General features: G+C 62.3%; 29 protein-coding genes. 18 read left to right on the forward strand and 11 right to left on the reverse strand.

The window, feature by feature from the left end:
- Positions 1-4: 4 nt before the first annotated feature.
- Genes pstC through phoB form a run of 5 tightly spaced genes read left to right on the forward strand, consistent with a single transcriptional unit; the run spans position 5 to position 5060 of the window.
- A complete protein-coding gene (pstC, locus tag EN955_RS08440; RefSeq protein ID WP_024503004.1) occupies positions 5-1471 on the forward strand; it encodes a phosphate ABC transporter permease subunit PstC in 1467 nt (488 codons plus the stop codon).
- A complete protein-coding gene (gene pstA, locus EN955_RS08445) occupies positions 1468-2784 on the forward strand; it encodes a phosphate ABC transporter permease PstA (protein WP_024503005.1) in 1317 nt (438 codons plus the stop codon). The genes pstC and pstA overlap by 4 nt, the downstream gene beginning before the upstream one ends.
- A gap of 17 nt (positions 2785-2801) precedes the next feature.
- Positions 2802-3620: a phosphate ABC transporter ATP-binding protein PstB gene (pstB, locus tag EN955_RS08450; protein ID WP_013529271.1), complete on the forward strand. Its 819-nt coding sequence runs from the start codon at positions 2802-2804 to the stop codon at positions 3618-3620.
- Between the two features lie 26 nt (positions 3621-3646).
- Positions 3647-4354 carry a phosphate signaling complex protein PhoU gene (gene phoU / locus EN955_RS08455; protein WP_013529272.1) on the forward strand — a complete coding sequence of 236 codons (708 nt, stop codon included), beginning with the start codon at positions 3647-3649 and terminating at the stop codon, positions 4352-4354.
- A gap of 16 nt (positions 4355-4370) precedes the next feature.
- Positions 4371-5060: a phosphate regulon transcriptional regulator PhoB gene (gene phoB, locus EN955_RS08460; protein WP_010911896.1), complete on the forward strand. Its 690-nt coding sequence runs from the start codon at positions 4371-4373 to the stop codon at positions 5058-5060.
- Between the two features lie 16 nt (positions 5061-5076).
- On the opposite strand, the gene EN955_RS08465 is transcribed toward phoB, so the two are convergent.
- A complete protein-coding gene (locus EN955_RS08465) occupies positions 5077-6324 on the reverse strand; it encodes an ROK family protein (protein WP_024503006.1) in 1248 nt (415 codons plus the stop codon).
- Between the two features lie 269 nt (positions 6325-6593).
- On the opposite strand from EN955_RS08465, the gene xylF reads away from it, so the two are divergent.
- The 4 genes from xylF to EN955_RS08485 all read left to right on the forward strand — a co-directional run bounded on the left by xylF (position 6594) and on the right by EN955_RS08485 (position 11697).
- Positions 6594-7634: a D-xylose ABC transporter substrate-binding protein gene (xylF, locus tag EN955_RS08470; RefSeq protein ID WP_013529274.1), complete on the forward strand. Its 1041-nt coding sequence runs from the start codon at positions 6594-6596 to the stop codon at positions 7632-7634.
- 142 nt (positions 7635-7776) lie between these two features.
- Positions 7777-9129, forward strand: a complete 1353-nt coding sequence (locus tag EN955_RS08475) for a sugar ABC transporter permease (RefSeq protein ID WP_024503007.1) — start codon at positions 7777-7779, stop codon at positions 9127-9129.
- A gap of 11 nt (positions 9130-9140) precedes the next feature.
- Positions 9141-9941, forward strand: coding sequence for an ATP-binding cassette domain-containing protein (locus EN955_RS08480; RefSeq protein WP_024503008.1), 801 nt, complete (start codon positions 9141-9143; stop codon positions 9939-9941).
- 127 nt (positions 9942-10068) lie between these two features.
- The gene (locus EN955_RS08485; RefSeq protein ID WP_024503009.1) at positions 10069-11697 is read left to right on the forward strand and encodes a CHASE domain-containing protein; all 1629 of its coding nucleotides are present in this window, start codon (positions 10069-10071) and stop codon (positions 11695-11697) included.
- 98 nt (positions 11698-11795) lie between these two features.
- On the opposite strand, the gene EN955_RS08490 is transcribed toward EN955_RS08485, so the two are convergent.
- The 6 genes from EN955_RS08490 to EN955_RS08515 form a co-directional block, all read right to left on the reverse strand.
- Positions 11796-12038 carry a lipoprotein gene (locus EN955_RS08490; RefSeq protein WP_024503010.1) on the reverse strand — a complete coding sequence of 81 codons (243 nt, stop codon included), beginning with the start codon at positions 12036-12038 and terminating at the stop codon, positions 11796-11798.
- Positions 12039-12121: 83 nt separating this feature from the next.
- Positions 12122-12448 (reverse strand): hypothetical protein, encoded by a 327-nt coding sequence (locus tag EN955_RS08495; RefSeq protein WP_013529279.1) that lies wholly within the window; start codon positions 12446-12448, stop codon positions 12122-12124.
- Between the two features lie 121 nt (positions 12449-12569).
- Complete coding sequence (locus EN955_RS08500) at positions 12570-12749, reverse strand: hypothetical protein (protein WP_013529280.1); 180 nt, start codon at positions 12747-12749, stop codon at positions 12570-12572.
- Positions 12750-12872: 123 nt separating this feature from the next.
- Positions 12873-13904, reverse strand: coding sequence for a sensor histidine kinase (locus tag EN955_RS08505; RefSeq protein ID WP_027163155.1), 1032 nt, complete (start codon positions 13902-13904; stop codon positions 12873-12875).
- A 179-nt stretch (positions 13905-14083) separates the two neighbouring features.
- Positions 14084-14251 carry a DUF1328 domain-containing protein gene (locus EN955_RS08510; RefSeq protein WP_024503012.1) on the reverse strand — a complete coding sequence of 56 codons (168 nt, stop codon included), beginning with the start codon at positions 14249-14251 and terminating at the stop codon, positions 14084-14086.
- A gap of 256 nt (positions 14252-14507) precedes the next feature.
- Positions 14508-15302 carry a response regulator gene (locus tag EN955_RS08515; RefSeq protein ID WP_013529283.1) on the reverse strand — a complete coding sequence of 265 codons (795 nt, stop codon included), beginning with the start codon at positions 15300-15302 and terminating at the stop codon, positions 14508-14510.
- A 213-nt stretch (positions 15303-15515) separates the two neighbouring features.
- Between EN955_RS08515 and EN955_RS08520 the strand changes: the two genes are divergently transcribed.
- Together EN955_RS08520 and EN955_RS08525 are read left to right on the forward strand one after the other, a co-directional pair.
- On the forward strand, positions 15516-15719 hold the full coding sequence (locus tag EN955_RS08520) for a NepR family anti-sigma factor (protein ID WP_032809255.1): 204 nt from the start codon (positions 15516-15518) through the stop codon (positions 15717-15719).
- Between the two features lie 3 nt (positions 15720-15722).
- Positions 15723-16274 carry an RNA polymerase sigma factor gene (locus EN955_RS08525; protein ID WP_013529285.1) on the forward strand — a complete coding sequence of 184 codons (552 nt, stop codon included), beginning with the start codon at positions 15723-15725 and terminating at the stop codon, positions 16272-16274.
- A 13-nt stretch (positions 16275-16287) separates the two neighbouring features.
- Here the strand turns inward: EN955_RS08525 and EN955_RS08530 are convergent, their stop codons facing one another.
- On the reverse strand, positions 16288-16659 hold the full coding sequence (locus EN955_RS08530) for a response regulator (RefSeq protein WP_027163154.1): 372 nt from the start codon (positions 16657-16659) through the stop codon (positions 16288-16290).
- A gap of 168 nt (positions 16660-16827) precedes the next feature.
- Here EN955_RS08530 and EN955_RS08535 point away from each other — a divergent pair, with 168 nt between their 5' ends.
- The 3 genes from EN955_RS08535 to EN955_RS08545 all read left to right on the forward strand — a co-directional run bounded on the left by EN955_RS08535 (position 16828) and on the right by EN955_RS08545 (position 18514).
- Positions 16828-17589: a Crp/Fnr family transcriptional regulator gene (locus EN955_RS08535; protein ID WP_024503014.1), complete on the forward strand. Its 762-nt coding sequence runs from the start codon at positions 16828-16830 to the stop codon at positions 17587-17589.
- A gap of 128 nt (positions 17590-17717) precedes the next feature.
- Positions 17718-18044 carry a DUF883 family protein gene (locus EN955_RS08540; RefSeq protein ID WP_013529287.1) on the forward strand — a complete coding sequence of 109 codons (327 nt, stop codon included), beginning with the start codon at positions 17718-17720 and terminating at the stop codon, positions 18042-18044.
- A gap of 11 nt (positions 18045-18055) precedes the next feature.
- A complete protein-coding gene (locus EN955_RS08545) occupies positions 18056-18514 on the forward strand; it encodes a hypothetical protein (RefSeq protein WP_013529288.1) in 459 nt (152 codons plus the stop codon).
- Positions 18515-18527: 13 nt separating this feature from the next.
- Here the strand turns inward: EN955_RS08545 and EN955_RS08550 are convergent, their stop codons facing one another.
- Positions 18528-20003 carry an HWE histidine kinase domain-containing protein gene (locus EN955_RS08550; protein ID WP_050580454.1) on the reverse strand — a complete coding sequence of 492 codons (1476 nt, stop codon included), beginning with the start codon at positions 20001-20003 and terminating at the stop codon, positions 18528-18530.
- Between the two features lie 206 nt (positions 20004-20209).
- Between EN955_RS08550 and EN955_RS08555 the strand changes: the two genes are divergently transcribed.
- Positions 20210-20413 carry a hypothetical protein gene (locus EN955_RS08555; RefSeq protein WP_013529290.1) on the forward strand — a complete coding sequence of 68 codons (204 nt, stop codon included), beginning with the start codon at positions 20210-20212 and terminating at the stop codon, positions 20411-20413.
- 29 nt (positions 20414-20442) lie between these two features.
- Here EN955_RS08555 and EN955_RS08560 read toward each other — a convergent pair whose 3' ends face one another.
- Entirely contained in the window at positions 20443-21363 is a 921-nt protein-coding gene (locus tag EN955_RS08560) for a diacylglycerol kinase family protein (protein WP_024503016.1), read from the reverse strand.
- Between the two features lie 251 nt (positions 21364-21614).
- Between EN955_RS08560 and EN955_RS08565 the strand changes: the two genes are divergently transcribed.
- Positions 21615-22934, forward strand: a complete 1320-nt coding sequence (locus tag EN955_RS08565; protein ID WP_024503017.1) for a PRC-barrel domain-containing protein — start codon at positions 21615-21617, stop codon at positions 22932-22934.
- A gap of 51 nt (positions 22935-22985) precedes the next feature.
- Here EN955_RS08565 and EN955_RS08570 read toward each other — a convergent pair whose 3' ends face one another.
- The gene (locus EN955_RS08570) at positions 22986-24557 is read right to left on the reverse strand and encodes an alkaline phosphatase family protein (protein WP_024503018.1); all 1572 of its coding nucleotides are present in this window, start codon (positions 24555-24557) and stop codon (positions 22986-22988) included.
- Positions 24558-24783: 226 nt separating this feature from the next.
- Here EN955_RS08570 and EN955_RS08575 point away from each other — a divergent pair, with 226 nt between their 5' ends.
- On the forward strand, positions 24784-25716 hold the full coding sequence (locus tag EN955_RS08575; protein WP_024503019.1) for a VOC family protein: 933 nt from the start codon (positions 24784-24786) through the stop codon (positions 25714-25716).
- Positions 25717-25720: 4 nt separating this feature from the next.
- Entirely contained in the window at positions 25721-26341 is a 621-nt protein-coding gene (locus EN955_RS08580; RefSeq protein WP_013529295.1) for an alpha/beta hydrolase, read from the forward strand.
- Position 26342 lies beyond the last annotated feature (1 nt).

The following is a 26342-nucleotide window of genomic DNA, read 5'->3' on the forward strand; positions in this document are numbered from 1 at the left end:
GTGCATGTCGTCCTTGCTCGTACTGGCCATCGTCGTTGCCGTCGGCCTGGTTGCCTTTTTCATCGGCCGGCAGCGTGCCGCGGCCCAGGACAATGGCAAGGTCAAGCCGCATTCGCGTGCCCACTATCACGGCTGGTGGGCCTTCCTGCTCGCCGTCCTGCCTGCTCTTTTGCTGCTTGCCGTCTGGGCCGTCGGTTCTTCGGTCTATCTTGACCGGCACATCCACGCTGCCTTGCCCGAGCGTACCGTCGACAGCAAGGTTGCCAGCGAGGCACTGGATGTCAGCCTGGTAAAGAGCCTCGCCAGGGGCCTGCGCAAACTCGATGCTGGCACACTGGCCGCAATGCCGGCCAGCTTTGCCGAGTTGCAGCCGCTGCTCGCCGCCAAGGGCGTGGCACTGGCGAGCGACACACAGGATTACATGATCCCGATCGCCGTCGAGGCGAACAAGGTCCAGGACCGGCTCAGCCTGTTCGGTGCCATTGTCATTCTCGCTTCCTCGATCGCCGGCGCCTTCTATGCGCTCAGGCAGATCGAGCCGCGCGCCAGGGCGCGCAACAATGTCGAGCGGTTGATGCTGTGGGGGCTGCTTGCCGCCTCCACCATCGCCATCCTGACCACCGTCGGCATCGTGCTTTCGATGCTGTTCCAGACGATCACCTTCTTCGAGAGCGTCTCGCCGATGAGTTTCTTCTTCGGCACGGTCTGGGATCCGCGTTTTGCCGCTGCCGGTTCGGGCGGCAGCCAGGGCCAGTTCGGCCTGATCCCGCTTCTTGCCGGCACGCTCTATATCGCCGCCGTCGCGCTGCTGGTTGCGGTGCCGGTCGGGATGATGTCGGCTGTCTACATGGCCGAATACGCAACGCCCAGGGTGCGCTCGGTGGTCAAGCCGGCGCTTGAACTGCTGGCCGGCATACCGACCATCGTCTACGGCATCTTCGCCGTCGTCACGCTTGGGCCGTTCCTGCGCGACCTGTCCGCGGCGCTGACCGGCGGCTCGCCATTCATCCAGGGCCAGAGCATCTTCACCGCCGGCCTGGTCATGGGCGTCATGCTGATCCCGGTCGTCTCCTCTCTCTCAGACGACATCATAACCGCGGTGCCGCGCGCCATGCGCGACGGGTCGCTCGGCCTCGGCGCGACCCGCTCCGAGACGATCAAGCGGGTGATCCTGCCGGCTGCACTGCCCGGCATCGTCGGCGCCATCCTGCTGACTGCCTCGCGCGCCATCGGCGAAACGATGATTGTCGTGCTGGCGGCGGGCGTCGCCGCCAACCTCACCATCAACCCGTTCGAGGCGATGACGACCATCACCGTCAAGATCGTCAACCAGCTCACCGGCGACCTCGAGTTCAATTCGCCGCAGACGCTGGTCGCCTTCGCGCTCGGGCTGACGCTGTTCACGCTGACGCTGGTGATGAACATCGTCGCGCTCTACATCGTGCGCAAATATCGGGAGCAGTACGAATGACCGACATTCCCATGGAGACGATGGTCAGGCCGGCGGCCCATCCGCGCCGCGACATCGGCCTGAAGGCCCGTTACGCCGCCGAACGCCGTTTCCGCATCTATGGCGTCGTGGCGATTTCCGTAGGCCTGGCGTTCCTGGCAATCATGCTGATCACCATCGTCTCGAAAGGCTACACCGCCTTCTGGCAGACGACGGTATCGCTGCCGATCTCGTTCGACGAGAAAGTGATCGATCCTTCCGGCAAGCGTGCAACCGATCCGAGCGTTCTGATCAAGGCGAATTATCCCAAGCTCGCCGAAAACGCGCTGGTGGCCAAGCTCGGCATCTCTCCTGATGACAAGCCGATGATCCAGAAGCTCAAGGGCTTCCTTTCGGAAGGCGCCCGCGTCCAGTTGCGCGACATCGTTGCCGCCGATCCCTCGGTGATCGGCACGACACGCGACGTCAACATCCTCGCCGCCGCCAATCTCGACTCCGCTTTCAAGGGCCAGATCGACCTCAGTGTCGAGGAAGCGCGACGCAAGGTCTCGGACCAGCAGATCACCTGGATGAACAAGCTCAAGGCCGAGGGCGCGATGGCCGAGCACTTCAACAGCGGCCTGTTCACCTACGGCGCCTCCAGCCGCCCGGAAACCTCGGGCATGGGCGTGGCGATCATCGGCTCGTTTTATATGATGGTGATCGTGCTGCTGCTCGCGCTGCCGATCGGCGTCGCCGCCTCCATCTATCTGGAGGAGTTCGCCAAGAAGAACCGTTTCACCGACCTTATCGAGGTCAACATCAACAATCTGGCCGCAGTGCCGTCAATCGTCTTCGGCTTGCTCGGCCTCGCGGTGTTTATCAATTTCCTGGGCATGCCGCGCTCCGCCGCTTTCGTCGGTGGCCTGGTGCTGACGCTGATGACGCTGCCGACGATCATCATCGCGACGCGCGCCGCGCTTGCCGCGGTGCCGCCGTCGATCCGCTCGGCAGCTCTCGGTCTTGGCGCCTCCAAGATGCAGATGGTGTTCCAGCACATCCTGCCGCTTGCCGCGCCCGGCATCCTCACCGGCACCATCATCGGTCTTGCGCGCGCGCTCGGCGAAACCGCGCCGCTGCTGTTGATCGGCATGGTCGCCTTCGTCGCCGATCCACCGACGACGCCTTTCGATCCGGCCACCGCGCTGCCGGTGCAGATCTATATGTGGGCGAACGAGGCCGAACGCGCCTTCGTCGAGCGCATGTCCGGCGCCATCATCATCCTGCTCGTCTTCCTCATGGCCATGAACATCACCGCGATCGTGCTTCGGCGTCGGTTCGAGCGGCGCTGGTAGAAAAAAGGCATTTTGGTATGAACATCATGACCGAACAGTCCCTTGAAAACGCAGTGGGCGACAAGATGAAGTCGAACGAAGTGATAAAAATGCGCGGCGACAAGGTCGGCGTGTTCTACGGCGAGAAGCAGGCGCTGTTCGACGTCGATCTCGACGTCCGCCTGAACCAGGTGACGGCGCTGATCGGCCCCTCCGGCTGCGGCAAGTCCACCTTCCTGCGCTGCCTCAACCGCATGAACGACACCATCGATTCAGCACGGGTAACCGGCAAGATCACGCTCGACGAAGAGGACATCTACGACAAGAACATCGATGTCGTCGAACTCAGGGCGCGCGTCGGCATGGTGTTCCAGAAACCCAATCCGTTCCCAAAGTCGATCTACGAGAACGTCGCCTATGGTCCGCGCATCCACGGATTGGCCAAGCGCAAGGCCGACATGGATCAGATCGTCGAGTCCAGCCTGAAGAAGGCGGCGATCTGGAACGAGGTCAAGGACCGTTTGCAGGAACCTGGCACGGGTCTTTCCGGTGGCCAGCAGCAGCGCCTGTGCATTGCACGCGCCATCGCCGTGTCACCCGAGGTGATCCTGATGGACGAACCGTGTTCGGCGCTCGACCCGATCGCCACCGCTCGCGTCGAGGAACTTATCGACGAACTGCGTCAGAACTATACGATCGTCATCGTCACCCATTCGATGCAGCAGGCAGCGCGCGTGTCGCAGCGCACCGCGATGTTCCATCTTGGCTATCTGGTCGAGGAGGGCGCCACCGACAAGATGTTCACCACCCCCGACGACAAACGCACCCAGGACTACATCACCGGCCGGTTCGGCTGATCTCTGGCATATGAGGGACGAAGATCATGGGTGAACATACCGTCGCATCTTTCGATGAGGATCTGGAGCAGATCAGCCAGCTGATCCGCGACATGGGCGATCTCGCCCGCTCGATGGTCGGTGGCTCGACCAGGGCTTTGCTCAATTCGGACAATGCGCTGGCGCAGCGGGTGGTTTCCGACGACGCCATCATGGATGCACGCCAGCGCGAGCTGGACGATCGTGCCATCACGCTGATCGCCAAGCGCCAGCCAATGGCCAACGATCTGCGTGCGGTAGTCGGTTCGATCCGCATGGCCGGCGACCTCGAGCGCATCGGCGACCTTGCCAAGAACATCGCCAAGCGCGTCGGCACTGTCGGGCTGAGCGTCACGCCGCACGACCTTTCGCATTCGATCGACGCGATGGCGCAGCTGGTGCTGATCCAGGTGCAGGGGGTCGTCGACGAGTATGCCGCCGCTGACGCGGCAGCGCTTGCCACGCTCCGAAACAATGATGAACGCATCGACGTCAAATACACATCGGTGTTCCGCGAACTTCTGACCTACATGATGGAAGATCCGCGCAACATCACGGCGTGCACGCACCTGTTGTTTTGCGCCAAGAACCTCGAGCGGATCGGCGACCACGTGACCAACATCGCCGAAAATGCCTATTATGTTTTGACCGGCACGCAGTTGCCAGCCAATCGTCCGAAGCAGGACGAGACGGCAATGTCCGCGCCAGCGGCATGACAGGGGTGACCAGCCGATGATCGCGCCACGCATCATGGTGGTGGAGGATGAGGAGCCGCTAGGCGTGCTGCTCCGCTACAATCTCGAATCCGAAGGTTACCAGGTCGAGGTGGTGACGCGCGGCGACGAGGCCGAAATCCGGCTGCAGGAGAACGTTCCAGACCTTCTGGTGCTCGACTGGATGGTGCCTGCGGTTTCCGGTATCGAACTCTGCCGCCGGCTAAGGATGCGTCCCGAGACCGAGCGGCTGCCGATCATCATGCTGACCGCGCGAGGCGAGGAAAGCGACCGCGTGCGCGGCCTCTCGACCGGTGCCGACGACTATCTGGTCAAGCCTTTCTCGACGCCGGAGTTCATGGCCAGGGTCAAGGCGCTGCTGCGCCGGGCCAAGCCGGAAGTGCTGTCCAGCGTGCTCAAGGTCGGCGATATCGTGCTCGATCGCGAATCGCACCGTGTCTATCGCAAGAAGAGCGAGATCCGGCTCGGGCCGACGGAATTCCGCCTGCTTGAATTCATGATGCGCCATCCAGGCCGCGTGTTCTCGCGCAGCCAACTGCTCGACAATGTCTGGGGCGAGACGATCTACATCGACGAACGCACGGTCGATGTGCATGTCGGCCGGCTGCGCAAGGCGGTCAACAACGGCCGTATGCCCGATGTCATCCGCACCATCCGTGGGGCGGGTTACGCCATTCGCGAGGACTGAACTCCCTCGTTTGAACTTACGCCACGTTCTTGCCGCCGAGACCGGATCTCGCCTGCACGCCCGGCGCAAAAATCTCCTGATCGACGAAGATCAGCGCCCGCATGGCGCAGCCTTCGCGGATCAGCGGCAGTTCGTTCGGCTCGGTGTCGAAGGAAATCGACTTGGAATGCTGGCCGCCGGCGGTCTGGGCAATCGCTTGCCGCAATGCCGGCTCGATCAGGTCGAAGGCGGCGGCGCTGACGCCGACCATGGCGACCGGCGCCGGATCGATCAGCGCGAACAGGCTGCCGAGGCCGTAGCCGAGCGCTTCGCCGGCCTTGCGATAGGCTTCCCGTTCGGGTCCGTCCCTTTCGCGGGCGGCGGCAGCCAGGGCGCGCATGTCGGCGTCGCTGACATCGGCGACGGGCTCTGCATCCTCGCCCATCTGCCGCGCGTTGCGCCAGATGGCATAATTGCCGGCATAGGCTTCGACGCAGCCGCGCCGTCCGCAGCGACACAGCGCGCCGTTCGGCCGATGGATCATGTGGCCGAATTCGCCGCCCGAGGAATGGGTGCCGGTGAACAATTCGCCCTTCAGCACCAGCCCCATGCCGATGCCGTGCGACAGGAGGATGGCGATGAAATCGTCGCGGTAACGATCGGGGTCGCGCCAGCGCAGCGCCACCGCCATCATGTTGCAATCGTTCTCCATAATGGCTGGGATGCCGAACTCCTCTTCGAATATGTCGGCGAAGGCGATGTCGGTGTGCGGCGTGATCGGCGACCACAGCATGGCGCGGGCACGGGTGTCGGTGATGCCCTGGACGGCCAGCGCGATACGAGCGATGCTGCGCACGTCCAGGTCGGGATCTTCCAGGCGGCGCCGCACGATTGCCGTGCACTCACCGATCAGCGAGTCGCGCGACATCGTCAGCGTGTCGAGCCGGCGCTGTTCCTCGGATATTACCTGGCCGGCATAGTCGATGACGGCGACCGAGAGGAAGTTCAGCGACAGCACCACGGTCATTACCGCGGCCGCTTCCGGATTGAGGCTGAGGCCGACCTGCGGACGGCCGCGTTTGAGCGAGCCGGCCTCGCTCGGCTTGCTTTCGGTCAGGATGCCTTCGACGATCAGGTCGGATGAGATCGCCGAGATCGTCGAATGGCTGAGGCTTGTGGTTGCGGCGATCTCGGTGCGCGACGGCTGTCCGGCGCGGCGCACCGCCGCGATCACCATCGCGCGGTTGCGGCGGCGCAAATCGTCGTGGCGGATTCCGACCGACATGCTCTTTCATATCCTCCCGGTCGCCGCGGTTCTTCCTGCCCTGGAACGCTGTCGGTGACGCGGTCAAATACTGGCAGAAGCCGCGCGCCGTGTCATTTATTTATTCCGAGGCCCGAAAAAAATTCGAAACGACATCAAAATCCATCAGAATCGATGTTGACAGCGTTCGGGCGTTGGCCCAGTATTTTTTCGAGGCTCGAAAAAATAGGGCCTCTGTGCCGGCCCTCGGGCCAGTTTGGTCGCGCCATACGCGGCGCAGGGAGGATAATATGAAAAGATTCACAGCCGCCATCCTGGCGGGTGCCGCCATGTCGCTGACGCTCGCGTCTGTCGCGCAGGCGAAGGACAAGGTCGTCGGCGTTTCGTGGTCCAATTTCCAGGAGGAACGCTGGAAGACCGACGAGGCCGCCATGAAGACGGCGATCGAGGCCGCCGGCGACAAGTACATCTCCGCCGATGCGCAGTCCAATCCCGGCAAGCAGCTTACCGACGTCGAAAGCCTGATCTCGCAGGGCGCCAATTCCCTGATCATCCTGGCGCAGGATGCTTCGGCCATCGGCCCGGCCGTGCAGAAAGCCCTGGACGAAGGCATTCCGGTCGTCGGCTATGACCGGTTGATCGAGAACAAGGATGTTTTCTATCTGACCTTCGACAACAAGGAAGTCGGCCGCATGCAGGCCCGCGAAGTGTTCAAGGTCAAGCCGGAAGGCAACTACGTCTTCATCAAGGGCTCCGGTGCCGATCCCAATGCCGACTTCCTGTTCTCGGGCTCGATGGAAGTGCTCAAGGAAGCCATTGACAGCGGCAAGATCAAGAATGTCGGCGAAGCCTACACGGATGGCTGGCTGCCCGCCAACGCCCAGAAGAACATGGAACAGTTCCTGACCGCCAACGACAACAAGGTCGACGCGGTGGTCGCGGCCAATGACGGCACTGCCGGTGGCGTCGTCGCGGCGCTGACGGCTCAAGGCTTGGCCGGCACCGTGCCGGTCTCGGGGCAGGACGGCGACCACGCCGCGCTGAACCGCATCGCCCTGGGCACGCAAACCGTGTCGGTGTGGAAGGACGCGCGCGAGCTCGGCAAGAATGCCGCCGAGATCGCCTCGCAACTGGCCGACGGCAAGAAGACGAGCGACATCGCCGGCGCCAAGGACTTCACGACGCCGGGCGGCAACACCGTCAAGTCGCTGTTCCTGACCCCGGTTGCCATCACCAAGGACAATCTCAACGTCGTCATCGACGCTGGCTGGATCAAGAAGGACGAAGTCTGCGCGGGTGTCGCTGCCGGCACCGTCGCGGCCTGTAACTGATCCGGACCACTTCGAAATATCTGAACGCCGCGGCCCAAAAGCCGCGGCGTTTTCTCAAAGAATTGTGTTTCCGCATCATGCGGATAGCTTCTAGGCTGGGCTCCGGCATGCGCGTCAGACGGCCAGCCGGTGGGAGGAAATCATGACCGACACGACGTCCAACCCGCAGGCCGATACGGCGCGCGCGTCGGAACTCGGCGCCGTCGCCCGGTTCCTGAAGGCGACCGAGATCGACACCCGGATGATCGGCATGATCGGCGCGCTGCTGGTCATCTGGATTGGGCTGCATGTCATTTCCAGCCTGCGCCTCGGCGTCAACCCGCTCGATTTCGACAGCCGCACCTTTCTCACGCCGCGCAATCTGTGGAACCTGTCGGTGCAGACATCCGCGGTCGCCATCATGGCCTGCGGCATGGTGCTGGTCATCGTCATGCGCAACATCGACCTGTCGGTCGGTTCCGCCGAGGGCCTGATCGGCATGGTGATGGGATTTGCCCAGGTGCATTTCCTGGTGCGTTTTGTCGGGCTCGAACTCGGCAATCCGTGGATCTGGGTCCTGGCGCTGGTCATCGGCCTGGCGCTCGGCCTGTTGATCGGCGCCTTTCAAGGCTTCGTCATCGCCTATCTCGAAGTGCCCGCCTTTATCGTGACGCTGGGCGGCCTGCTGGTCTGGCGCGGTGCTGCCTGGTGGGTCACATCAGGCCAGACCGTGGCGCCGCTTAACGCCACCTTTCAGCTGATGGGCGGCGGGCCGGCGGGATCGATCGGCGCAACCTGGAGCTGGGTTGTCGGGATCGTCGCCTGCCTCGCCGTGGTGTTTGGGCTGTTCAACGGGCGGGTGCAGCGCAAGCGTTTCCGTTTTCCGCTACGTCCGATCTGGGCCGAGGCGCTGCTCGGTGTCGTCACCTGCGGCGCCATCATGGGTGCGGTTTGGCTCGCCAACTCCTACCCCTGGCCGATCGGCATCGTGAACAGATATGCGGCCGCCAACAACATCACCGTTCCCGAAGGCGGCCTGTTCATCGCCCACGGTATCGCCATACCGGTGCTGATGGCGGTCGCCGTCGGGCTGGTCATGACCTTCATCACCAACCGCACCCGTTTCGGCCGCTATGTCTTCGCCATCGGCGGCAATCCCGAGGCGGCCAATCTCGCCGGCATCAACACGCGCTGGATCACCATGAAGGTGTTCATGATCATGGGCGTGCTGGCCACGATTGCCGCGGCGATCTCCTCGGCCCGGCAGAATTCGGCCACCAACGTGCTTGGAACGCTCGACGAGCTGCTCGTCATTGCAGCCGCCGTGATCGGTGGCACATCGCTAGCCGGCGGGTCGGGAACGATCATCGGCGCCATGCTCGGCGCCCTGCTGATGCAGTCGCTGCAGTCCGGCATGGTGCTGCTTGGTGTCGACTCGCCGCTGCAGAGCATCGTCGTCGGCGCCGTACTGGTGATCGCCGTGTGGCTCGACACCGTCTATCGCAAGCGCGTCTAGGAGGGCATGCCATGACTGACAAGACTGCTCCTGCAGCCACCGCGCTGATCGACATGAGGAACATCTCGATCGCGTTTGGCGGCATCCGCGCCGTCGACGACGCCTCGATCGATCTTTTCCCCGGCGAGGTCGTGGCGCTGCTCGGCCATAATGGCGCCGGCAAGTCGACATTGATCAAGATCCTGTCCGGCGCCTACAAGCGCGATTCGGGCCAGATCTTCGTCAACGGCGAGGAGGCATCGATCTTCAACCCGCGCGACGCCAAGAAATACGGCATCGAGACGATCTACCAGACGCTGGCGTTGGCCGACAATGTCGACGCCGCCGCCAATCTGTTCCTCGGCCGCGAGTTGATGACCGCCTGGGGCACGCTCGACGACGTTGCCATGGAGGCCGAGGCGCGCAAGGTGATGGGTCGGCTCAATCCCCGGTTCCAGCGTTTCAAGGAGCCGGTGATCAAGCTGTCGGGCGGCCAGCGGCAATCGGTGGCGATTGCGCGTGCGATCCTGTTCAACGCCCGCATCCTGATCATGGACGAGCCGACGGCCGCACTTGGTCCGCAGGAAACGGCGCAGGTCGGCGAACTGGTTAAGCAGCTCAAGTCCGACGGCATCGGCATCTTCCTGATCAGCCACGACATCCACGATGTGTTCGAGCTTGCCGACCGGGTCTGCGTCATGAAGAACGGCCAGGTGGTCGGCACCGCCCGCACCACTGATGTCACCCAGGACGAGGTGCTGGGCATGATCATTCTGGGCAAATGCCCGCCAGGCGCCATTCCCGGACCGGGCGCGGCGAAGATCGCGGCCTGAGATCAAGCCAGATCGCGGTTGCCGGACACGTGATATGCCAGCCGTAGGGATGGCTTGGCCTTGGCATTGTGTTGGCAGGGCGACTTGCGCATAAAGGTCCGACATTGCTCAGGGACCGCACGATCCGTTGAAGAAGCTTTTCCCGATCATCGCCTTTATCGCCGTCGCGCTGATCAGCATGGTGATGGCAGGTTTTGCCTACTTCGCCACGCAGGAAGCCGCGCGCATCAAGTTCGAGGCGACTGCCGACGATGCGCTCAACCGGATCGAGAGCCGCATCGACCTGCATCTGTCGCTGCTGCGCTCGACGCAGGCCCTGTTCGACGCCCGCAATGGCGATATTTCTCGCAATGAGTTCAAGGCCTTCTTCACCGCGCTCGATGTCGACAAGAATTTCGCCGGCTTGCGCGGTATCGGCTTCCTCAGGCTGGCAAAGACGGGCGACGAGGCGACGGTCGAACGCGACATGCTGCACGATTATGGCGTCAGTCATCCAATCTACCCGGACACCACGCAACCCTGGCGCACCCCTATCGTGCTGTTCGAACCGCTGGATCCATCCAATCAAGCCGGCATCGGCTACGACATGTTCAGCGAACCGGTGCGGCGTGCGGCGATCGAAAAGGCGATGTCCGACGACCAGCAGCATGCCAGCGGGCTGGTGCAGCTAGGCCAGGACACGGGCGCCGCGCAGACGTTCACCGGCTTCTTCGTTTTCGTGCGGCTCAATGTCGAAACCGCTCCCGACGTCATCAATGCTTCGAGATCCTCGACATCAGGTTTTCTCTATGCGGCCTTTCGGGCTCGCGATCTGTTCCGGACCGCGCTCAGCCGGTCGCCGCTTTTGCCGGTCAACACCGAAATCTATGATGGCGATGGTGCCGTGAACGGCGACAATCTGTTGTTCCGGTCGGAGACGCCGCCGGCTTCCACTTTCGGGAACAGGCTGCTGGTCACGCGAAAGATCATCGTCGCCGGACAGCCATGGACTGTCCTGTTCCGGCCGACAAGCGCCTTCTCGCAGCCGTCGTCGCGCGCCATTCCGGTGATGCTGGGGCTGTTCGGCCTGCTGTTGGCGGGCGCAATCGCGCTTGTGGCGCGCTATCAGGAGCGGGCCTATGAGGCAGCGTCGCGATTGCACGAAACGACGGAAAAGAGCCTGATCGAAAAAGACCTGATGCTGCAGGAGATGAAGCATCGCATCAAGAATTCGATCACCAGGGTGCTGGCGATCGCGCGTCAGACGGCATCGCGGGCGACCGACGTCAACGAGTTTTCAGCGTCCTTCTCGGCTAGGCTGCAGGCGATGGCGGCCTCCCAGGACATGCTGACGCGCTCACGCTGGCAGAAGGCCGATCTTGGCGATCTCCTGCGCATCGAGCTGGGTCAGGTGTTCGGCAAGGAGCTACCCGCTGAGCTGTTGTCGGGACCACAGGTGCTGCTCGACGAAACCACAACGCAAGCGCTCGGCCTGACCTTCCACGAACTGGCGACGAATGCGCTGAAGTACGGCGAAGCCGGCAATTCCGTTGGAGCGCTGAAGGTGGACTGGTCGGTCGAAGGGCGCGGGCGCGACAGGTTGCTGGCTCTCAACTGGCGCGAAAACGGGCAGAAGAAACTCGAAGCGCCCGACAAAACCGGCTTCGGCACCAAGCTGATCGACCTCAACGTGACGCGCGAACTGCGCGGTACGATCAAACGCGATTACCAGGCCAATGGGCTGAACGTGGAAATCAAAATCCCGCTGGCAAGCTGACGGTGATCGTCAGGCGGCCAGGATCAAGCATCCAAACATAGAAAATCCGGAGGCCGGCAGACCGGTCTCCGGATCGATGGCTAGATTATCATCGCTGATTAGTTGCAGCGAGCCGTGTAGGTGCCGCGACGATCACGGTACACGCAACGGCCATCCCGCAGCTTGCGAACCAGCAGGCCCGATCCGGCACCGACAGCCGCGCCGATCAGCGCGCCCTTGCCGCCGCCGACCAAGCCGCCGACACCGGCGCCGATCAAGCCGCCGCCAACCACGTCCTGCTCGGTCGTTGTGCAGCCGCTGACGGCAACCACCGCAACCAGGGCAATAATCATCTTCCGCATAGAGTCACTCCTCACTTTTTGTCCTCACTTCGTAAAGCTCCAGCTGCCATCTAGCATGAAATGACGGCCTTTGCTGCTGCAATCTATTGTTGGTGAAGATAGTCTTTTTCTGGGCGTATCGTGTTCGATGCCATTACCAGGCTGGAAATTGCCAAAGACGCGTCAAGCGTACCATCGGCGCGCACATTCCAGACGATCTGATCATAGTCGTCCTCAAGCGCCGGATCGACCGCAAGGCATTTGGCGACGATGTGGTCAGCCTGCCCTTGCACGTCGCCCAAGACAAATGGGCGTTCGGCCACGCATTGCTCGGCCGTCGCGAAAACGCTTACGGGCACCTGGAGTTCACGGCAGTCGGCCATCGTGTTCGAGCAACCGATGACCAGCAACAATGCAGCGATATGTTCCATGGCGAGAAGTCCTCTCGCCATAGTAACGGTCTACATTCGCCAAAGTTCCTGGTTGGCTTGATCGGCCGGGGAAATAAGATGGCGCTACAGCCGATTCGGCCACCGGCCGAAACGACGTGGCCTAGTAGACCAGTTGGTGCAGGGCGACCGCCATGATCACCGCCACCAAGGCCAGCGCAACAAGGCGCAAAGCTCCGTTGGGAACAGGAGCCAGCGGTGGCGCGGAAGCCTCGGAGTCCTCAAACTCGCCCATGGAAATCCGGGCGGCCTGCTCCAGTCTGTTCATGTCGGCAACCGTCAAGGCATTCCTCCCACCATGCTGCAAATCCTGCTGCGGAAATGTTCGGTGATGCAACAAGTTCCAGCGGTATCCGGGAAAAACAGCATCTGCTTTTATGGTGAACGGCGGGTTAAGGAAGGTCGCTCAATCCGTCTCGAAATTGCCGTGCGGAACGACAAGGCGGTATTCAAGGCGGCCAGCCGCGATTTCGAGCGTCGCCGTTCCGTTCAGTGACGCCGGCACGACCCGTTCGAGTGCGACGCTGCCGAAGCGCTTCTCGCTACGCCTGACATCACCGGCTCCGATTGCCTCCGCCCATGTCAGGGACAGGGAGGTTCCCGTGTCGTCGGCGGTCAGGTTGGCTGTAACGTTGACGTACCCGCCGGGCCGCGACAGGGCGCCGTAGCTCACCGAATTGACGGCGAGTTCATGCATCGCAAGGCCGATATGCAGGGCAGCGTTGGGATTGAGATAGGGGTTTGCCCCCTGAAACCTCAGGCTCCGAACCGGATCGCCGCCATAGCGGCCAACCTGGCCCGATACGAGTTCGCGAAGTGCTGCACCCCGCCAGTTGGAAGAGGTCACGAGATCCTGGGACGAGGCCAGCGATTGCAGCCGGCCGCGAAAGCGTGTCAGGAAATCGCCGATGCTGTCGGAGTAGCGGCCGGTCTGGGTGGCTATGCTCTGGATGATCGCCAGCAGGTTTTTGGAGCGATGGCTCACCTCTCGCAACAGCGTCGTCAGGGTCTGCTCGCGGCGCTTCTGCTCCGTCGTCTCGACCATCGTGGTGACGACGCCTTGCACGGTGCCACCATCGCCGTGATCGGCATCGATCCACACCTCGAACCAGCGGCTGCCATCCTCGACGGGAACGCTGATCTCGAGACGTTGAGGGTTGCCGGATGCAATGACGTCGCGCTTGGCCGCGCCGATGCGGTCGGCCTGCGCCTCCGGCAGGATGCCGATGCTGTCGGCGGTGTCCGAAACCCAGGGCGCACGCATGTTGCGCGCCCATACGGTTTTCATCTCGCGATCCTGGTAGAGAACGGAAATGCCGGCATTGTGCAACGCGTGAAGAAGAGCACGACCGAGCTGCATGCCGCTGTCGGCGGGATGGAGGGCGATGACTTCATCGCTTTGCACGGCGTCTTTCCTGTTTCCGGTCCTGGAACCCATCGGCCAATCTGTCCACCCAATTCAGGCTGAACGGCTCATCGTTGAATGGGTTCCAAACAGGTTTCCGGAAAACCCGCCGCCAAAAACGGTCCGCCGGACGGCGTCCTTTGAGGGACACCGCCCGGCGGTGGCTGGAAACCGTTTGAGGGGTGCGGCTTCCAGTGTTCGGCCGTCCGTCCTTACGAAGCCCGCTTGAACAGGCCCGCAAGAAGCGAAATGATCAGGAAGGCGAGAAAGATGAAAAACAATATCTTGGCAATTCCAACGGACGTGCCTGCAATACCGCCAAAACCAAGCGCGCCGGCGATGATCGCCACGACGAAAAATACGAGCGCCCAGTAAAGCATGATCCATCTCCTTCGAATGGTGCGATGAAAACGTCGGTGGTTGCGGTTTGTTCCCACCCTTTGCCGAAAAAGACCGTGCTTGCAATCGTTCGAGCAGGACGCGCAGGAAATTAGCCGTCACCGCGCGATGCGTGCATCAGGCGGCCCGAAGTGAAGAATTGAGGAATTGATGAATTGACGATTTGATGATCTGGAGAAATCGGCAAGCGAGGCTATCGCCTTCGGTTCGTCAATTCCTCCACTCCTCAATTCGCGACTATGCGGCTGCTTTCGCCTGCCGGTCAAAGAACAGTGCCTGGCTGATCAGCGCCTTGACCATGTCGGGATTGAACGGCTTGGTGACCAGGAAGGCCGGTTCCGGTCGTTCACCAGTCAACAGGCGCTCGGGGAAGGCGGTGATGAAGATGACCGGCACCGACGTCGATGACAGGATTTCGTTCACGGCCTCGATGCCGGAACTGCCGTCGGCAAGCTGGATGTCGGCCAGCACCATCTTCGGCCGCGTCTTGCCGAACATCATCACTGCCTCGGCATGGGTGCGCGCCGTTCCAACGACGCGGTGCCCGAGGCTCTCGACCATTTCTTCGATATCCATGGCGATCAGTGGTTCATCCTCGATGATCAGAACGTCGGTTGCCACCTGACGGGATATCTCGTTGCTCGCCTGGGCAAGCAACTCTGAAAACTCCTGGTCACCGACGTCAAGGATCTCAGCCGCTTCCTCCTCGCTGAAGCCTTCGACCGCCACGAGCAGGAAGGCCTGACGGGGCCGTGGTGCAATCGCATTCAGATTGGCGGCGGTGCGCTGTTCCCACGCCGATTGCGCCTGTTCCTGTGGAACGCGGATGGCGACCGATGTGAAAAGCTTGGCGAAAACCTTGTACAGCGCGATGCGGTCGCTCGATGCTTCGGGAAATATCTCGATATCGGCGATGATGGCTTCAAGCATCGCAGCGACCAGCGCGTCACCACTCTCTTGCGACCCGGAAACAGCCCGCGAGAAGCGGCGCAGGAAGGGCAGATGTGGTGCGATGGTGGCGGATAAGCTCATGGTAAGACGTCTCCCTCAGAATGACGCGATTGCGTAGCAGGTCAAGCTGACTGCAAGCCCTGATAACGCCGATTTTTTGAAAAAGTTCCACCTCGACGGAACAAAAGCCGGGGAGTGGCGTTTGTGGTGGGGATGGGCAACCAGACGAGGGCGCCGCTTGCGTTGTGTTGAGTACGGCAAGAGCGGCTTGAGCGCTGGGAATACAAGGGCAAAATGAAGGATATGACGAAAGATATTCTGACTGGCGCCGAGAGCAGGCGCCGGAACGGTTCTGGTGACGCTCTTGGGCCGAACTCCGAAATCGGACGCAAACTCAAACAATATTACGACGCGCTGGTCTCCGACGATGTGCCGGATCGCTTTTCGCAGTTGCTTAGCCAACTGGAACAGGCTGAACCCGCACAGAAGAAGGACTGAGGCATGGCCGCGGTCTCACAAGGCTTCAAGACTGATCTGCTTGGGGCAATCCCAAGTCTGCGCGCGTTTGCCGTGTCGCTGACGCAAAATGCCGATAAAGCCGACGACCTCGTCCAGGAAACACTCGTCAAGGCTTGGGACAAGCATGAGAGCTTCCAGCCCGGCACCAATCTCAAGGCCTGGCTTTTCACCATCCTGCGCAACGAGTTCTATTCGCAAATGCGCAAGCGCGGGCGCGAAGTGCAGGACAGCGACGGTATCATGACGGCCAGGCTTGCCGTTCATCCGGCCCAGCACGGTCAACTCGACCTGAAGGACTTTCGCGGGGCGCTGGAGCAGTTGCCGGAGGACCAACGCGAAGCCATCATCCTCATCGGCGCATCTGGTTTCTCCTACGAGGAGGCCGCGGAGATCTGCGGCTGCGCGGTGGGGACGATCAAGAGCCGCGTCAGCCGAGCCCGTACCCGCTTGCAGGAGATCCTGAAAATATCAGGTGAGGACGAGTATGGTCCGGACGCGATTTCGGCCCAGGTAACGAGTTCGCCGGCGAGCTGACCGCGATCGCGTCTCAAGCGCGTCCGCAGGCCGCCGCGACCGCTTGCACCAGGTCTTCGCCTGAGTAGGGTTTGCCAACCAGCCTGACGCCCGGAAACGATGCCTTGATTTCATCGGCATCCGAATAGCCGGACGCAAACACGAAAGGTATGCCTGCCGCGCGCAGCCCGGAAGCGAAATCGATCGTCGAGGCGCCGCCCAGCATCAAGTCGACAATGGCTGCATCGAATCGCGTGGCGACTTCCCGGCCATCGACCTCGGTCAGGTCACGGGCGATCACCACCTCATCGGCGCCATGATCGCGGCAAAGTTGCTCGACATCCATGGCGATGAGAAATTCGTCCTCCAAAACGAGAATCCGCAATCCGTCAAGCAATGTGGGCACAGGCAAAGACTCCTTGAAACGCCGGAGTCATGATCGCTAATTGGCTTGCTGTCATTTAAAAAAGACATGTGGCCAGCGGGCGGAACCTCAATCCTTGCAACGCGTTGAAACGCGGCTCTCCAAGAGCGGCTTTCGAAGGGGGTCGAGCGGGCTTTCGAAGGGGGCGAAATGTCAGTCCAGAACAATAACGCTTTCTCCAGCCGCCAATATCCTTGCGAGAACTGCCCATTGCGGCCGTTGCCGGTTTTCCGCGACTTCGAAGAACAGGAGCTGGCCTTCATCAGCAAATTCAAGAAGGGTGAACTCGCGGTCGATAAGGGCGACACGGTGCTGGTGGAGGGAAGCCATAGCGCCCATCTCTACACCGTGCTCTCCGGCTGGGCGTTTCGCTACAAGCTGCTGCGGGACGGCCGTCGCCAGATCCTCAATTATCTCATGCCCGGGGATCTGATCGGCCTGCAAGGCAGTGTGCTGGGCGAGATGCAGCATTCCGTCGAGGCACTCTCACCGATGCTGCTGTGTGTTTTCGAGCGCGAATATCTGCACGAGCTGTACCGCAATCATCCCGGGCTGGCCTACGACATCACCTGGATCGCATCGCGCGAGGAGCGGATGCTGGACGAGAATCTGCTCAGCCTCGGGCGCCGCAGTGCGATCGAGCGCGCCGCCTATCTCATCGCCTTCATCGGTAGCCGGGCCAAGGTCGTCGGACTGAATGGCAGCCAATCCGTCCAGATACCGATCACGCAGCAGCACATTGCCGATACGCTCGGCCTGTCGCTGGTTCACACCAACAAGACGATCCGCAAGCTGATGGATCGCAAGCTGATCGTCTGGCGCGACGGCGGCTGCGCGGTCTCCGACAATGAAGGGCTCAAGCGGCTCGCCGGCTGGGAAGGGCTGGGCGAGGCGCGCCGGCCATTAATCTGAGGAAGCGTCTTTTTGCGAAGCCGGCGGATCGGGTGCGCGCTGATGCGTTTTCGGCTACTTTGTCCGCAGTGCCGGAACCATGAGGCGCGCAGCGCGTTTGAAACCGAGCAATCACAAGGAGTTAAGCCATGGCCACTGCCGCAGGAAAGACCGCAACCGACGCCCGTGCAAATGCGGACCTGGAAGCCGACATCAGGCAGTTGAAGGCCGACATCGACAAGCTCACCAAACAACTGGCCAAGACCGGCGAGCATGGCTATGGCACCGCGCGCCGTGCAGCGACAGAAGGGGTCGAGCAGTTGCGCGCGCAGGGCGAAGCAGCCTTTGACAGCTTGCGCAGCAATGCCAAGGACATCGAAGCGCAGATGATGGCAAGCGTGCGTGAAAAGCCGGTGACGTCACTGGCAATCGCCGCTGGCGTCGGCTTCCTTTTCGCGCTCATCGCGCGTCGCTAGTCGCGCTACAGATGGGAATGTTGGCAACCCTGATCTCGGGCCTCGCCTCGGGGGAAACCGTGGCCGCCGTTCATCGGGCGCGCACGGCGGCAATCGTCTATGTGATCGCCATGGCCGCTGCGCTTTGCGGTCTCGGCTTTCTGGTCGGGGCCGCCTATATCTGGACGGCGATGCGCTACGGGTCGCTTGCCGCCGCGCTGGGGTTTGGCGCCGGTTTCCTGGTGCTCGCCGGACTTATCCTGCTGATCTACCGGATATCCGCAGGTTCGCGCGCCCGGCGCCGGGCGCAGCGCCGCAATGCCGACATGAAGGCGATCGGCGTCACCGCCGCACTCGCCGTGCTGCCGAGCCTGCTCAAGGGAAAAGGCGGTCTCGGCGCTATTCTGGGGCCGGCCGTGGCGCTCGCGGCCTACGCCATCTACCGCGAGAATGTGAAATCCGACGATCCGGATGAGAGCGAGCGGACATAGAGCTGTTGGGAGATCACTTCGACAGCTCTTCCAGAGGCATCGATATTTCGGCAAACACGCCTTCCGGCCGGAATTCATGGGTCACTTCGCTGGAAATGACCTTGGCCAGGCTGCGGCGAATGAGGATAGAGCCGAAGCCTTGCCGATCCGGCGGAGCGACTTGCGGCCCGCCGCTTTCGCGCCAGGTCAGCACAAGACGCCGGGCATCCTTCCTGCCTTGCGTCCTCCAGCCGAGGTCGACCCTGCCTGACGGCACCGACAGCGAGCCATATTTCAGCGCGTTGCTGGCGAGTTCATGCAGGATCAGGCCAAGCCCGACGGCCTGGTCGGGCGACAGCAGCAGGTCGTCGCCGGAGATCGTCATGCGCGGCTGCTCGGCCGTTTCGAAAGGTCTGACCTCGATCTGGACGAGTTCACTGATGCCGATGCCACGCCACTCGCGGTCCGACAACAGATTGTGGGCGATGCCCAAGGCCTGAAGCCTGGCGCCGAAGGCCTCGAGGAACTGGCTTGGCTGGCGGGCATGGCGCACGGTCTGGGTTGCCAGCGCCTGGACGGTCGCCAGAGTGTTCTTGACGCGATGGTTGAGTTCACGCAGCAGCAGCCGTTGCCGTTCGTCGCCGAGCTTGCGCTCGGAGATGTCGTAATTGACGCCGAAGATCAATGTCGGCTTGCCGTCGCCGTCACGCTCGATGACACGGCCGCGCGTGGCGAGCCAGCGCGGCGGGTGAAAGCCCTTCACCCGGTATTCGCCGAAATAGTCGTCGCTGCCGGTCAAGGCGTCGCGAAAGCGGGTTTCGGTCTGGTAGACGTCGCGCGGATCGATGGCGGTGAGGATGTCGCGTGCGCGCAGCCGGTTGGAGCGCGGCAGGTTGAACAGCTCCGACATCAATGTGTCGCATTCGATGACATCGGTGCGGATATCCCATGCCCAGCTGGCGAGCGAGGCCGCATCGAGTGCGATGGCGCGTCGTTTTTCCTCGCGCGCAAGTGCGGCCTCGGCGATCGCGCCGCTGCGGGTTGCGTCCTTTAGGGTGAACAGGCTGGCGGCGAGGCCGGCGAGCGCCTTCAACTGGTCGAGCTCGGCTCGGGATGGAAAACCATGCGGCTCGCGGTCGAGCACGCACAGCGTGCCGATGCGGGCACCTGCCACGATCATCGGCGCGCCGGCATAGAAGCGGACATGGTGCTTTCCGGTGACCAGCGGGTTGGTCTTGAAACGGGGGTCCGCCGTTGCATCCACGACCACCATCGGCTCGTCGCCGGCGGCAATCGCATGGGCGCAGAAGGAGACGTTGGTCGCGGTTTCGGTCTCGTCCAGGCCGAAGCAGGATTTGAACCAATGCCGTTCAAGGTCGACGAGTGTGACCAGGGCCATCGGCACCTGCATCACCGCTGCGGCAAGGCTGCTGACGCGGTCGAAATCGGGGTCGGCCGCCGTATCCAGCATCTCCAATCCGTGCAGCACGGCCAGCCGGTCGATATCCATGACTGCTAGCGCAACTTCGGCCGGCAGATCGGGTGCTGTTTGCGTCTTGCCAATCACCCCAATTGCCTCGTCCCGGTCTTCGTCGCCGCATGCTTGCGCTGCTGCAAGGCCAGCACGCTTTTCCGGAACCATCCTAGCGAGGAACCGTTACCCGACCATGATTTGCCGGGCGCGCCAGTTGGTGCAGAATGAGACAGGGATCGAGCATGGCCAAGATCATTCCAGAAAACAAGGCGCGGCAGGGGCGATGGGGCTGGCATGGATTTCGGATCCTGATCGCCGCACTGCTTCTGGTGTTTGCTGCATGGGGCATTGCCGAGATCTATGGTGTGTTGATCAAGGCGCCTAACAGCGATGAACAGCATGTCCCCACACCGCCCAACACCACCGAGCAGGCTCCTGCCGGGTAAAGCCGGTCTGTCCGTTGCGTCGCACCTCATCAGGCGGCTCTCGACTGGGCCGCGCTCGCCGGAACCAATACATTCAGTGCGCCAGGCTGGATCTCGATTACCGTTTCACGGTCAAGCCTGACCAGTTCGCCGTCCATGACGGCGCGAAATTTGCGGCTGCCCGAATGGATTTTCAGCACCGTTCTGTTTGTCTGGTGGATTTCGACATGTTCGTTGTCGCGCCATTTGCCGCGCGCCATGTTGAAGAAGAACTTGACCAGTTCGGCGCGCTGCTTCGCCACCGTGACATAGACACCGAGCACGCCGCCCGCAGGATTGTCGGCATAAGGCAGATGGCCTTCACCGAATAAGTTGTTGGTGATGCCGATGCCGGTGATGCGTGCCGCCATTTCGGCATCGCCGATGCTGAGCGTCACATTCATCGCAGGTGGATTGTTGATCGTTGCCCAAGCCGCCTTGGCCGAGGCGCGGATCTTTCCCAACCGCGAACCGAACTCCATCTTCTGGCGCAGTTGCACCATCTTCGCGTGCATGCCGATCGAGAACTGGTGCACGAAAGGTTGGCCATTGGCCGTCGCCACATCGACAGCAATGATTTCGCCGTCGGCGAAGGATTTCAGCGCCCCGTCGAGCGACTGCGGAATGCCCAACCCGCGTGCGAACAGGTTCATGGTGCCGGCTGGCAATATGGCAAGCGCCTTCTTCGTGCCCATCAGTCGGGCGGCCGCGGCGGAAATGGTCCCGTCGCCGCCACCTGCCAGCACGATGTCGACCGAGCGACGCGAAGCGGCGTTGTCCAGCGTCTCCACCACATCCTTGCCGGCGACAATTTCGATGTTGAGCGAGTGGCCTGCCGTTTCCAACGTCTGATGCATCCTGTCGGAGAAAGCGGCGAGGTCGGTGGTGCGCAAAGTGCCGCCGTCCCGGTTCAGCACCGCTGCAAATCTCATGCCCCGCTCCACCAGGTCAGCCAAAAGGCGGCCGGGATGTACCCAGCCAACGGCTGAAACGCGGCGTCGACAGAAAGGTTCCCCTTGCCGCGGGGTGACTACCCCAGCGGCTCAATAATTTCCGTGGTTTCGTTCCCGGACCGCAGCGCTTTGTCGGAACAACTGACCCGGTCACGACGTTGTGAACCTGTAGATGCCGCGTTCCCCAAGGAAGACGCGGCGCATGAGATCAGGCACGAGGAGAGACTACCATGATCCGCAATCTTTTAGCCACGACGGCGCTCGCAACCTTTGTCGCGACCGGCGCCTATGCGCAGAACGCAACAAATACGGCGCCTGCCACGCCCGCCGTCCAGGAGCCCGCCGCCGCTCCTGTGCCACGCGCAGAGGGCAGCATCGTCACCAACATCATCGGTGAGTCCGTCTACAACGGCACCGGCGACGATGCCGAAAACATCGGCAAGGTCAGCGACGTCGTGTTCGACAAGGATGGGCAGGCGAAATCCGTTGTCATCGACGTCGGCGGTTTTCTGGGTGTCGGCGCCAAAAGCGTTGCTTTCGACTACGGCAAACTGCAGTGGGCCGAAAAGAATGGCGACCGCTGGTTGGTGGCCCAGACGACCAAGGACGAACTGACGGCGCAGGCAGAATTCGATAAAAAGCCTTACAGCCCGACCCCAGCACCTGCGGCATCGACCGACGCAACAGCGCCGGCAGCACCCGCGACGACGGACACAGCGCAAAAGCCTGTCGACATGAACGCCGCTTCGGCAGAACCAGTCAAGCGCGCCGATGGCAATCTCGCCACCAACATCATCGGGGAAAACGTCTACAACGGCACCGGCGATGACGCCCAGAACATCGGCGACGTCAACGACATTGTGCTGACCAAGGATGGCAAGGCGCAGTACTTGGTCATCGGCGTCGGCGGTTTCCTAGGCCTTGGCGCCAAGAACGTCACCTATGACTTCTCGAAGGCGCAGTGGGCCGAGAAGAATGGCGACCGCTGGCTGGTCGCCCAGACCACCAAGGAAGAATTGCAGGCGCAGCCGGATTTCAACCGCAAGGCCTATGACCCGGCGCCGGCAACGACGGCTTCGAATGCGCCGGCAGCAGTCGCGCCTGCCGCAGCCCCTGCCGCCGCTCCGTCCGACAAGACGGCACAGGCTCCGGCGCCCACGACCCCCGATGCCTCGGCTCCGGACCAGACAAAGACCGCAGCCATCGACAAGTCGACGCTGACCGAGATGCCGGTTGGTGAGATTCGCGCCGATGACCTCAAGGGCACGACTGTCTATGGCGCCAACGACGCCAAGGTCGGCGAGATCGGCGATGTCGTGCTTGCGCCCGACAAGAAGGCCGATGCGGTGATCGTCGACGTCGGTGGCTTCCTCGGCATTGGCGAGAAGGAAGTCGCGGTCGGCATGGATAATCTCAAATTCATGACCGACAAGGCGGGCAACAAATACCTGTACACGACCTTCACCAAGGAACAGCTCGAGGCACAAACCGCCTATGACAAGGGCAGCTATGCCGAGAAGCGCGATCAGCAGCGCATGATCGTCAGGTAGTTTCCACCCAGTCGGATACAGGCCCGCGCCGGCAACGATGCGGGCCTGTGTTCATGTGTGGCATGGAGGCAGGCCAGCGGCATGGCCGACGAGGCCGTTCTCGGTCAATTCGGCCAGTGCCAGCGATTGGTCGAGATGTTCAGCTCGCCAGGCGAGCAGCCGTTCGGCGAATTCCAGACGCACGGCGAGATGGCTGGGGTCGGCCGCGAGATTGTCCAATTCGTCCGGATCGTTTTCCAGATCGAACAGCAGCGGCGGCAGGTTGCCGCCGAAATGCACATATTTGAAACGCTCCGTGCGGATAACGGCGAGATTGCATTGGCGTGAGGCGATGCCGAAATGGCGTTCGGCCTCGCCCGCGGCAACCGAGCGGAAATCGAACTCCCAATGCGCGGCATCGCGCCACGCCGCAGGGGTTTCCCCGCTCAGGAACGGCTTCAGCGACCTGCCGTCGAGATGCGGCGCGGGCTCTTCGCCGAGCAGGTCGAGAAACGTCGGCAAAATGTCGACCGCTTCCGTGAAGCTGTCTACCTTGCCGCCGGCCGCCTTGCCGTGGCGCGGATCGCGGATGATCAGCGGAATGTGGTAGCTGCCGTCGAAATAGCCGCCCTTGCCCAGCATGAAATGGTCGCCCATCATCTCGGCATGGTCCGAGGTCAGCACGATGATGGTGTCGTCCCACGCGCCGGCCGCCTTGACCGCTTGCCAGATGCGGCCGAGCTGGGCGTCGACCTCGGAAATCATGCCGTAATAGATCGCGCGGAGGACGCGAAAATCGTCTTCGCTCCAGTCGTGCACCTTGCCTCTGGCTTCGGGGCGAAATTTCATCTGTTTCTGCCGGCCGAGATCATAGGCTAGATAGGGATGGTTTTCCGCCTCCTCCTGCCAGCTTGCCGCGCGCCGGAAGGCCGGGCCGTCAGCCGGATCGTACATTGTGTTGTAGGGCTCCGGCACTATGAAGGGCGGGTGCGGGCTGATGAAGGAAAGATGCGCGAACCACGGCGCGGCGTGCTCCTGTTCGCCAAGCCAACGCGCGAATTCGCCGGTCAGGAAGGCCGCCGGAGTTTGTTGCCCGGAGTAGACGGGCGGCGCGTTGCCGACAGTGGTCCCGACCGCGCGGTCCGCCACCGGGCGATGGATGTCGGGGGATCCGGCGCTGGCGTCGACACCTTGCAGCTCCAGCCAGGATAGCCATTGCTTCTGATGCTCGGGCAGCAACTGGCGCACCGTAAAGCCCGGCAGCACGCCTTCATAGCTTTGCAGCCGCGGATCGCCCGGCGCCAGCAGGCGCGGATCGAGCGACACATCGGTGTAGCCGAACAGCGTCGGATCATAGCCCAGGGCGCGAGCCGAAAGCGCAATGTTGCCGTGGCGAGCGTCGAGCGGCGTGCCATTGCGGCAGACGCGGTTGTTCATCTGGTAGAGGCCGGTGTAGAGGCAGGCGCGGGCGGGCGAGCAGGGCGCCGCGCCGCCATAATGCCGCTTGAACAGCACGCCCTCCGCGGCCAAAGCGTCGGCATTCGGCGTTCGCACCACCGGATGACCGGCGGCGGACAGACAATCGCCGCGCCACTGGTCGCATGTGATCAGGAGAATGTTAGGCCGCCTGGCTTTTCCAGTCACTCACGATACCTTTGTCCCGGGATGTCGAACGCCGTTTATGGAACCGAATTCTGGCCTTGGCGCAAGTCTGACCTGCGAGCCAATTGGTGAACGAACCTTGTTCCATCGTTCACTTTTATGACACAGTCCATTCTGTGTTTGCCGCCTTTGCGGAAACTGCCCTGGTCCTCATATTGGCGTGGACAGCGGCGAGGGCCGCACATGTACCAAGGGAAGGAGCGAGACAATGCTCGACCAGATCAAGGGCCTGCATCACGTCACGTCGATGGCCAGGGATGCCCGCCAGAACAACGATTTCTTCACCAGGAAACTCGGTCAGCGCCGGGTCAAGAAGACCGTCAATTTCGACGCGCCCGATGTTTACCATCTTTACTACGGTGACGAGGCCGGTACGCCGGGTTCGGTGATGACCTATTTCCCCTTCCCCGACATCGGCAAGGGCCGGCATGGGGTCGGGGAAGTCGGAACCACCGTCTACTCGGTGCCGGAAGGCACGCTTGGCTATTGGGAAAAACGCTTTGCCGATGAGGGCGTCACCGGCCTCTCGCGCGAAGAAACCTTCGGTGAGAAGCGCCTGGCTTTTGCCGGACCGGATGGTGACGGCTTCGCGCTGGTCGAGTGCAAGAGCGACAGCAGAGCACCCTGGGCGAAAGGCGGCGTTCCCACGGATGAGGCGATCCGAGGCTTTCATTCCGTGTCGCTCAGGCTGAAGGATGGCGGCGCCACGGAAGAGCTGCTGAAGTTCATGGGCTATGAGGAAGTCGACAAGTCCGGCAATCTCAGGCGGCTGGCGGTGAAGAACGGCAATGGCGCCGATGTCATCGACATCGAATCGCTGCCGAGCACTGCCTTCGCCGACCTCGGCGCCGGCTCCGTCCATCACGTCGCCTTCGCGGTCGAGAACCGCGCCAGGCAGCTGGAAGTACGCAAGGCGTTGATGGACACCGGCTATGGGGTGACGCCGGTGATCGACCGCGACTACTTCTGGGCGATCTATTTCCGCACACCGGGTGGCGTGCTGTTCGAAGTCGCCACCAACGAGCCGGGTTTCGATCGCGACGAGGATACCGCTCATCTGGGCGAGGCGCTGAAGCTGCCGACGCAGCACCAGCACCTGCGGCCCTATCTCGAACAGCATCTGCAGAAGTTGGAAGGCTGAGACCATGAGCAAGGACGCTTACATCCACAAGGTGCTGCCCGGTTCGCCGGGCGGTCCATTGCTGTTCGTCTTCCATGGCACGGGAGGCGATGAGAATCAGCTTTTGTCGCTGGGGCGCGATCTCGCGCCCCAGGCAACCATCGTCTCGCCGCGCGGTGATGTGTCGGAACAAGGTGCCGCGCGCTTCTTTCGCCGCGCCGCCGAGGGCATCTACGATATGGACGACCTGGCGCGGGCGACGACCAAGATGGCGGGCTTCGTCAAGGCCCATGTTGAAGCAGCGAAGCCATCGGCCGTGCTGGGTCTCGGCTATTCCAACGGCGCCAATGTCCTGGCCTCGGTGGTGTTCGTGGTTCCAGCGCTGTTCGACGCGTCGGTGCTGATGCATCCGCTGATCCCGTTCGAACCTGAGGTCAAGGGCAGCCTCGCCGGCCGCCATATCCTGGTGACCGCCGGCAAGCGCGATCCGATCTGCCCGCCGAACCTGACCACGCGGCTCGAGGCCTATTTGCGTGCCGACGGCGCCGATGTCACAGTGGAATGGCACGATGGCGGGCACGAGGTGCGGCCAAACGAGATCGAGGCGGCACGGCGGTTCTTTGCCGATACTGCCCAAGGAGCATAGC

The sequence above is a fragment of the Mesorhizobium sp. M7A.F.Ca.CA.001.04.2.1 genome (assembly GCF_003998485.1).
In the GTDB taxonomy this organism is placed as follows: Bacteria; Pseudomonadota; Alphaproteobacteria; order Rhizobiales; family Rhizobiaceae; genus Mesorhizobium; species Mesorhizobium ciceri.

Bases quoted from the DNA above. Each gene is read 5' to 3' on its own strand.
- pstC (WP_024503004.1), top strand. From the start codon at position 5: ATGTCGTCCTTGCTCGTACTGGCCATCGTCGTTGCCGTCGGCCTGGTT.
- pstA (WP_024503005.1), top strand. From the start codon at position 1,468: ATGACCGACATTCCCATGGAGACGATGGTCAGGCCGGCGGCCCATCCG.
- pstB (WP_013529271.1), top strand. From the start codon at position 2,802: ATGAACATCATGACCGAACAGTCCCTTGAAAACGCAGTGGGCGACAAG.
- phoU (WP_013529272.1), top strand. From the start codon at position 3,647: ATGGGTGAACATACCGTCGCATCTTTCGATGAGGATCTGGAGCAGATC.
- phoB (WP_010911896.1), top strand. From the start codon at position 4,371: ATGATCGCGCCACGCATCATGGTGGTGGAGGATGAGGAGCCGCTAGGC.
- EN955_RS08465 (WP_024503006.1), bottom strand. From the start codon at position 6,324: ATGTCGGTCGGAATCCGCCACGACGATTTGCGCCGCCGCAACCGCGCG.
- xylF (WP_013529274.1), top strand. From the start codon at position 6,594: ATGAAAAGATTCACAGCCGCCATCCTGGCGGGTGCCGCCATGTCGCTG.
- EN955_RS08475 (WP_024503007.1), top strand. From the start codon at position 7,777: ATGACCGACACGACGTCCAACCCGCAGGCCGATACGGCGCGCGCGTCG.
- EN955_RS08480 (WP_024503008.1), top strand. From the start codon at position 9,141: ATGACTGACAAGACTGCTCCTGCAGCCACCGCGCTGATCGACATGAGG.
- EN955_RS08490 (WP_024503010.1), bottom strand. From the start codon at position 12,038: ATGCGGAAGATGATTATTGCCCTGGTTGCGGTGGTTGCCGTCAGCGGC.
- EN955_RS08495 (WP_013529279.1), bottom strand. From the start codon at position 12,448: ATGGAACATATCGCTGCATTGTTGCTGGTCATCGGTTGCTCGAACACG.
- EN955_RS08505 (WP_027163155.1), bottom strand. From the start codon at position 13,904: ATGGGTTCCAGGACCGGAAACAGGAAAGACGCCGTGCAAAGCGATGAA.
- EN955_RS08510 (WP_024503012.1), bottom strand. From the start codon at position 14,251: ATGCTTTACTGGGCGCTCGTATTTTTCGTCGTGGCGATCATCGCCGGC.
- EN955_RS08515 (WP_013529283.1), bottom strand. From the start codon at position 15,302: ATGAGCTTATCCGCCACCATCGCACCACATCTGCCCTTCCTGCGCCGC.
- EN955_RS08520 (WP_032809255.1), top strand. From the start codon at position 15,516: ATGAAGGATATGACGAAAGATATTCTGACTGGCGCCGAGAGCAGGCGC.
- EN955_RS08525 (WP_013529285.1), top strand. From the start codon at position 15,723: ATGGCCGCGGTCTCACAAGGCTTCAAGACTGATCTGCTTGGGGCAATC.
- EN955_RS08535 (WP_024503014.1), top strand. From the start codon at position 16,828: ATGTCAGTCCAGAACAATAACGCTTTCTCCAGCCGCCAATATCCTTGC.
- EN955_RS08540 (WP_013529287.1), top strand. From the start codon at position 17,718: ATGGCCACTGCCGCAGGAAAGACCGCAACCGACGCCCGTGCAAATGCG.
- EN955_RS08545 (WP_013529288.1), top strand. From the start codon at position 18,056: ATGGGAATGTTGGCAACCCTGATCTCGGGCCTCGCCTCGGGGGAAACC.
- EN955_RS08550 (WP_050580454.1), bottom strand. From the start codon at position 20,003: ATGGATATCGACCGGCTGGCCGTGCTGCACGGATTGGAGATGCTGGAT.
- EN955_RS08555 (WP_013529290.1), top strand. From the start codon at position 20,210: ATGGCCAAGATCATTCCAGAAAACAAGGCGCGGCAGGGGCGATGGGGC.
- EN955_RS08560 (WP_024503016.1), bottom strand. From the start codon at position 21,363: ATGAGATTTGCAGCGGTGCTGAACCGGGACGGCGGCACTTTGCGCACC.
- EN955_RS08565 (WP_024503017.1), top strand. From the start codon at position 21,615: ATGATCCGCAATCTTTTAGCCACGACGGCGCTCGCAACCTTTGTCGCG.
- EN955_RS08575 (WP_024503019.1), top strand. From the start codon at position 24,784: ATGCTCGACCAGATCAAGGGCCTGCATCACGTCACGTCGATGGCCAGG.
- EN955_RS08580 (WP_013529295.1), top strand. From the start codon at position 25,721: ATGAGCAAGGACGCTTACATCCACAAGGTGCTGCCCGGTTCGCCGGGC.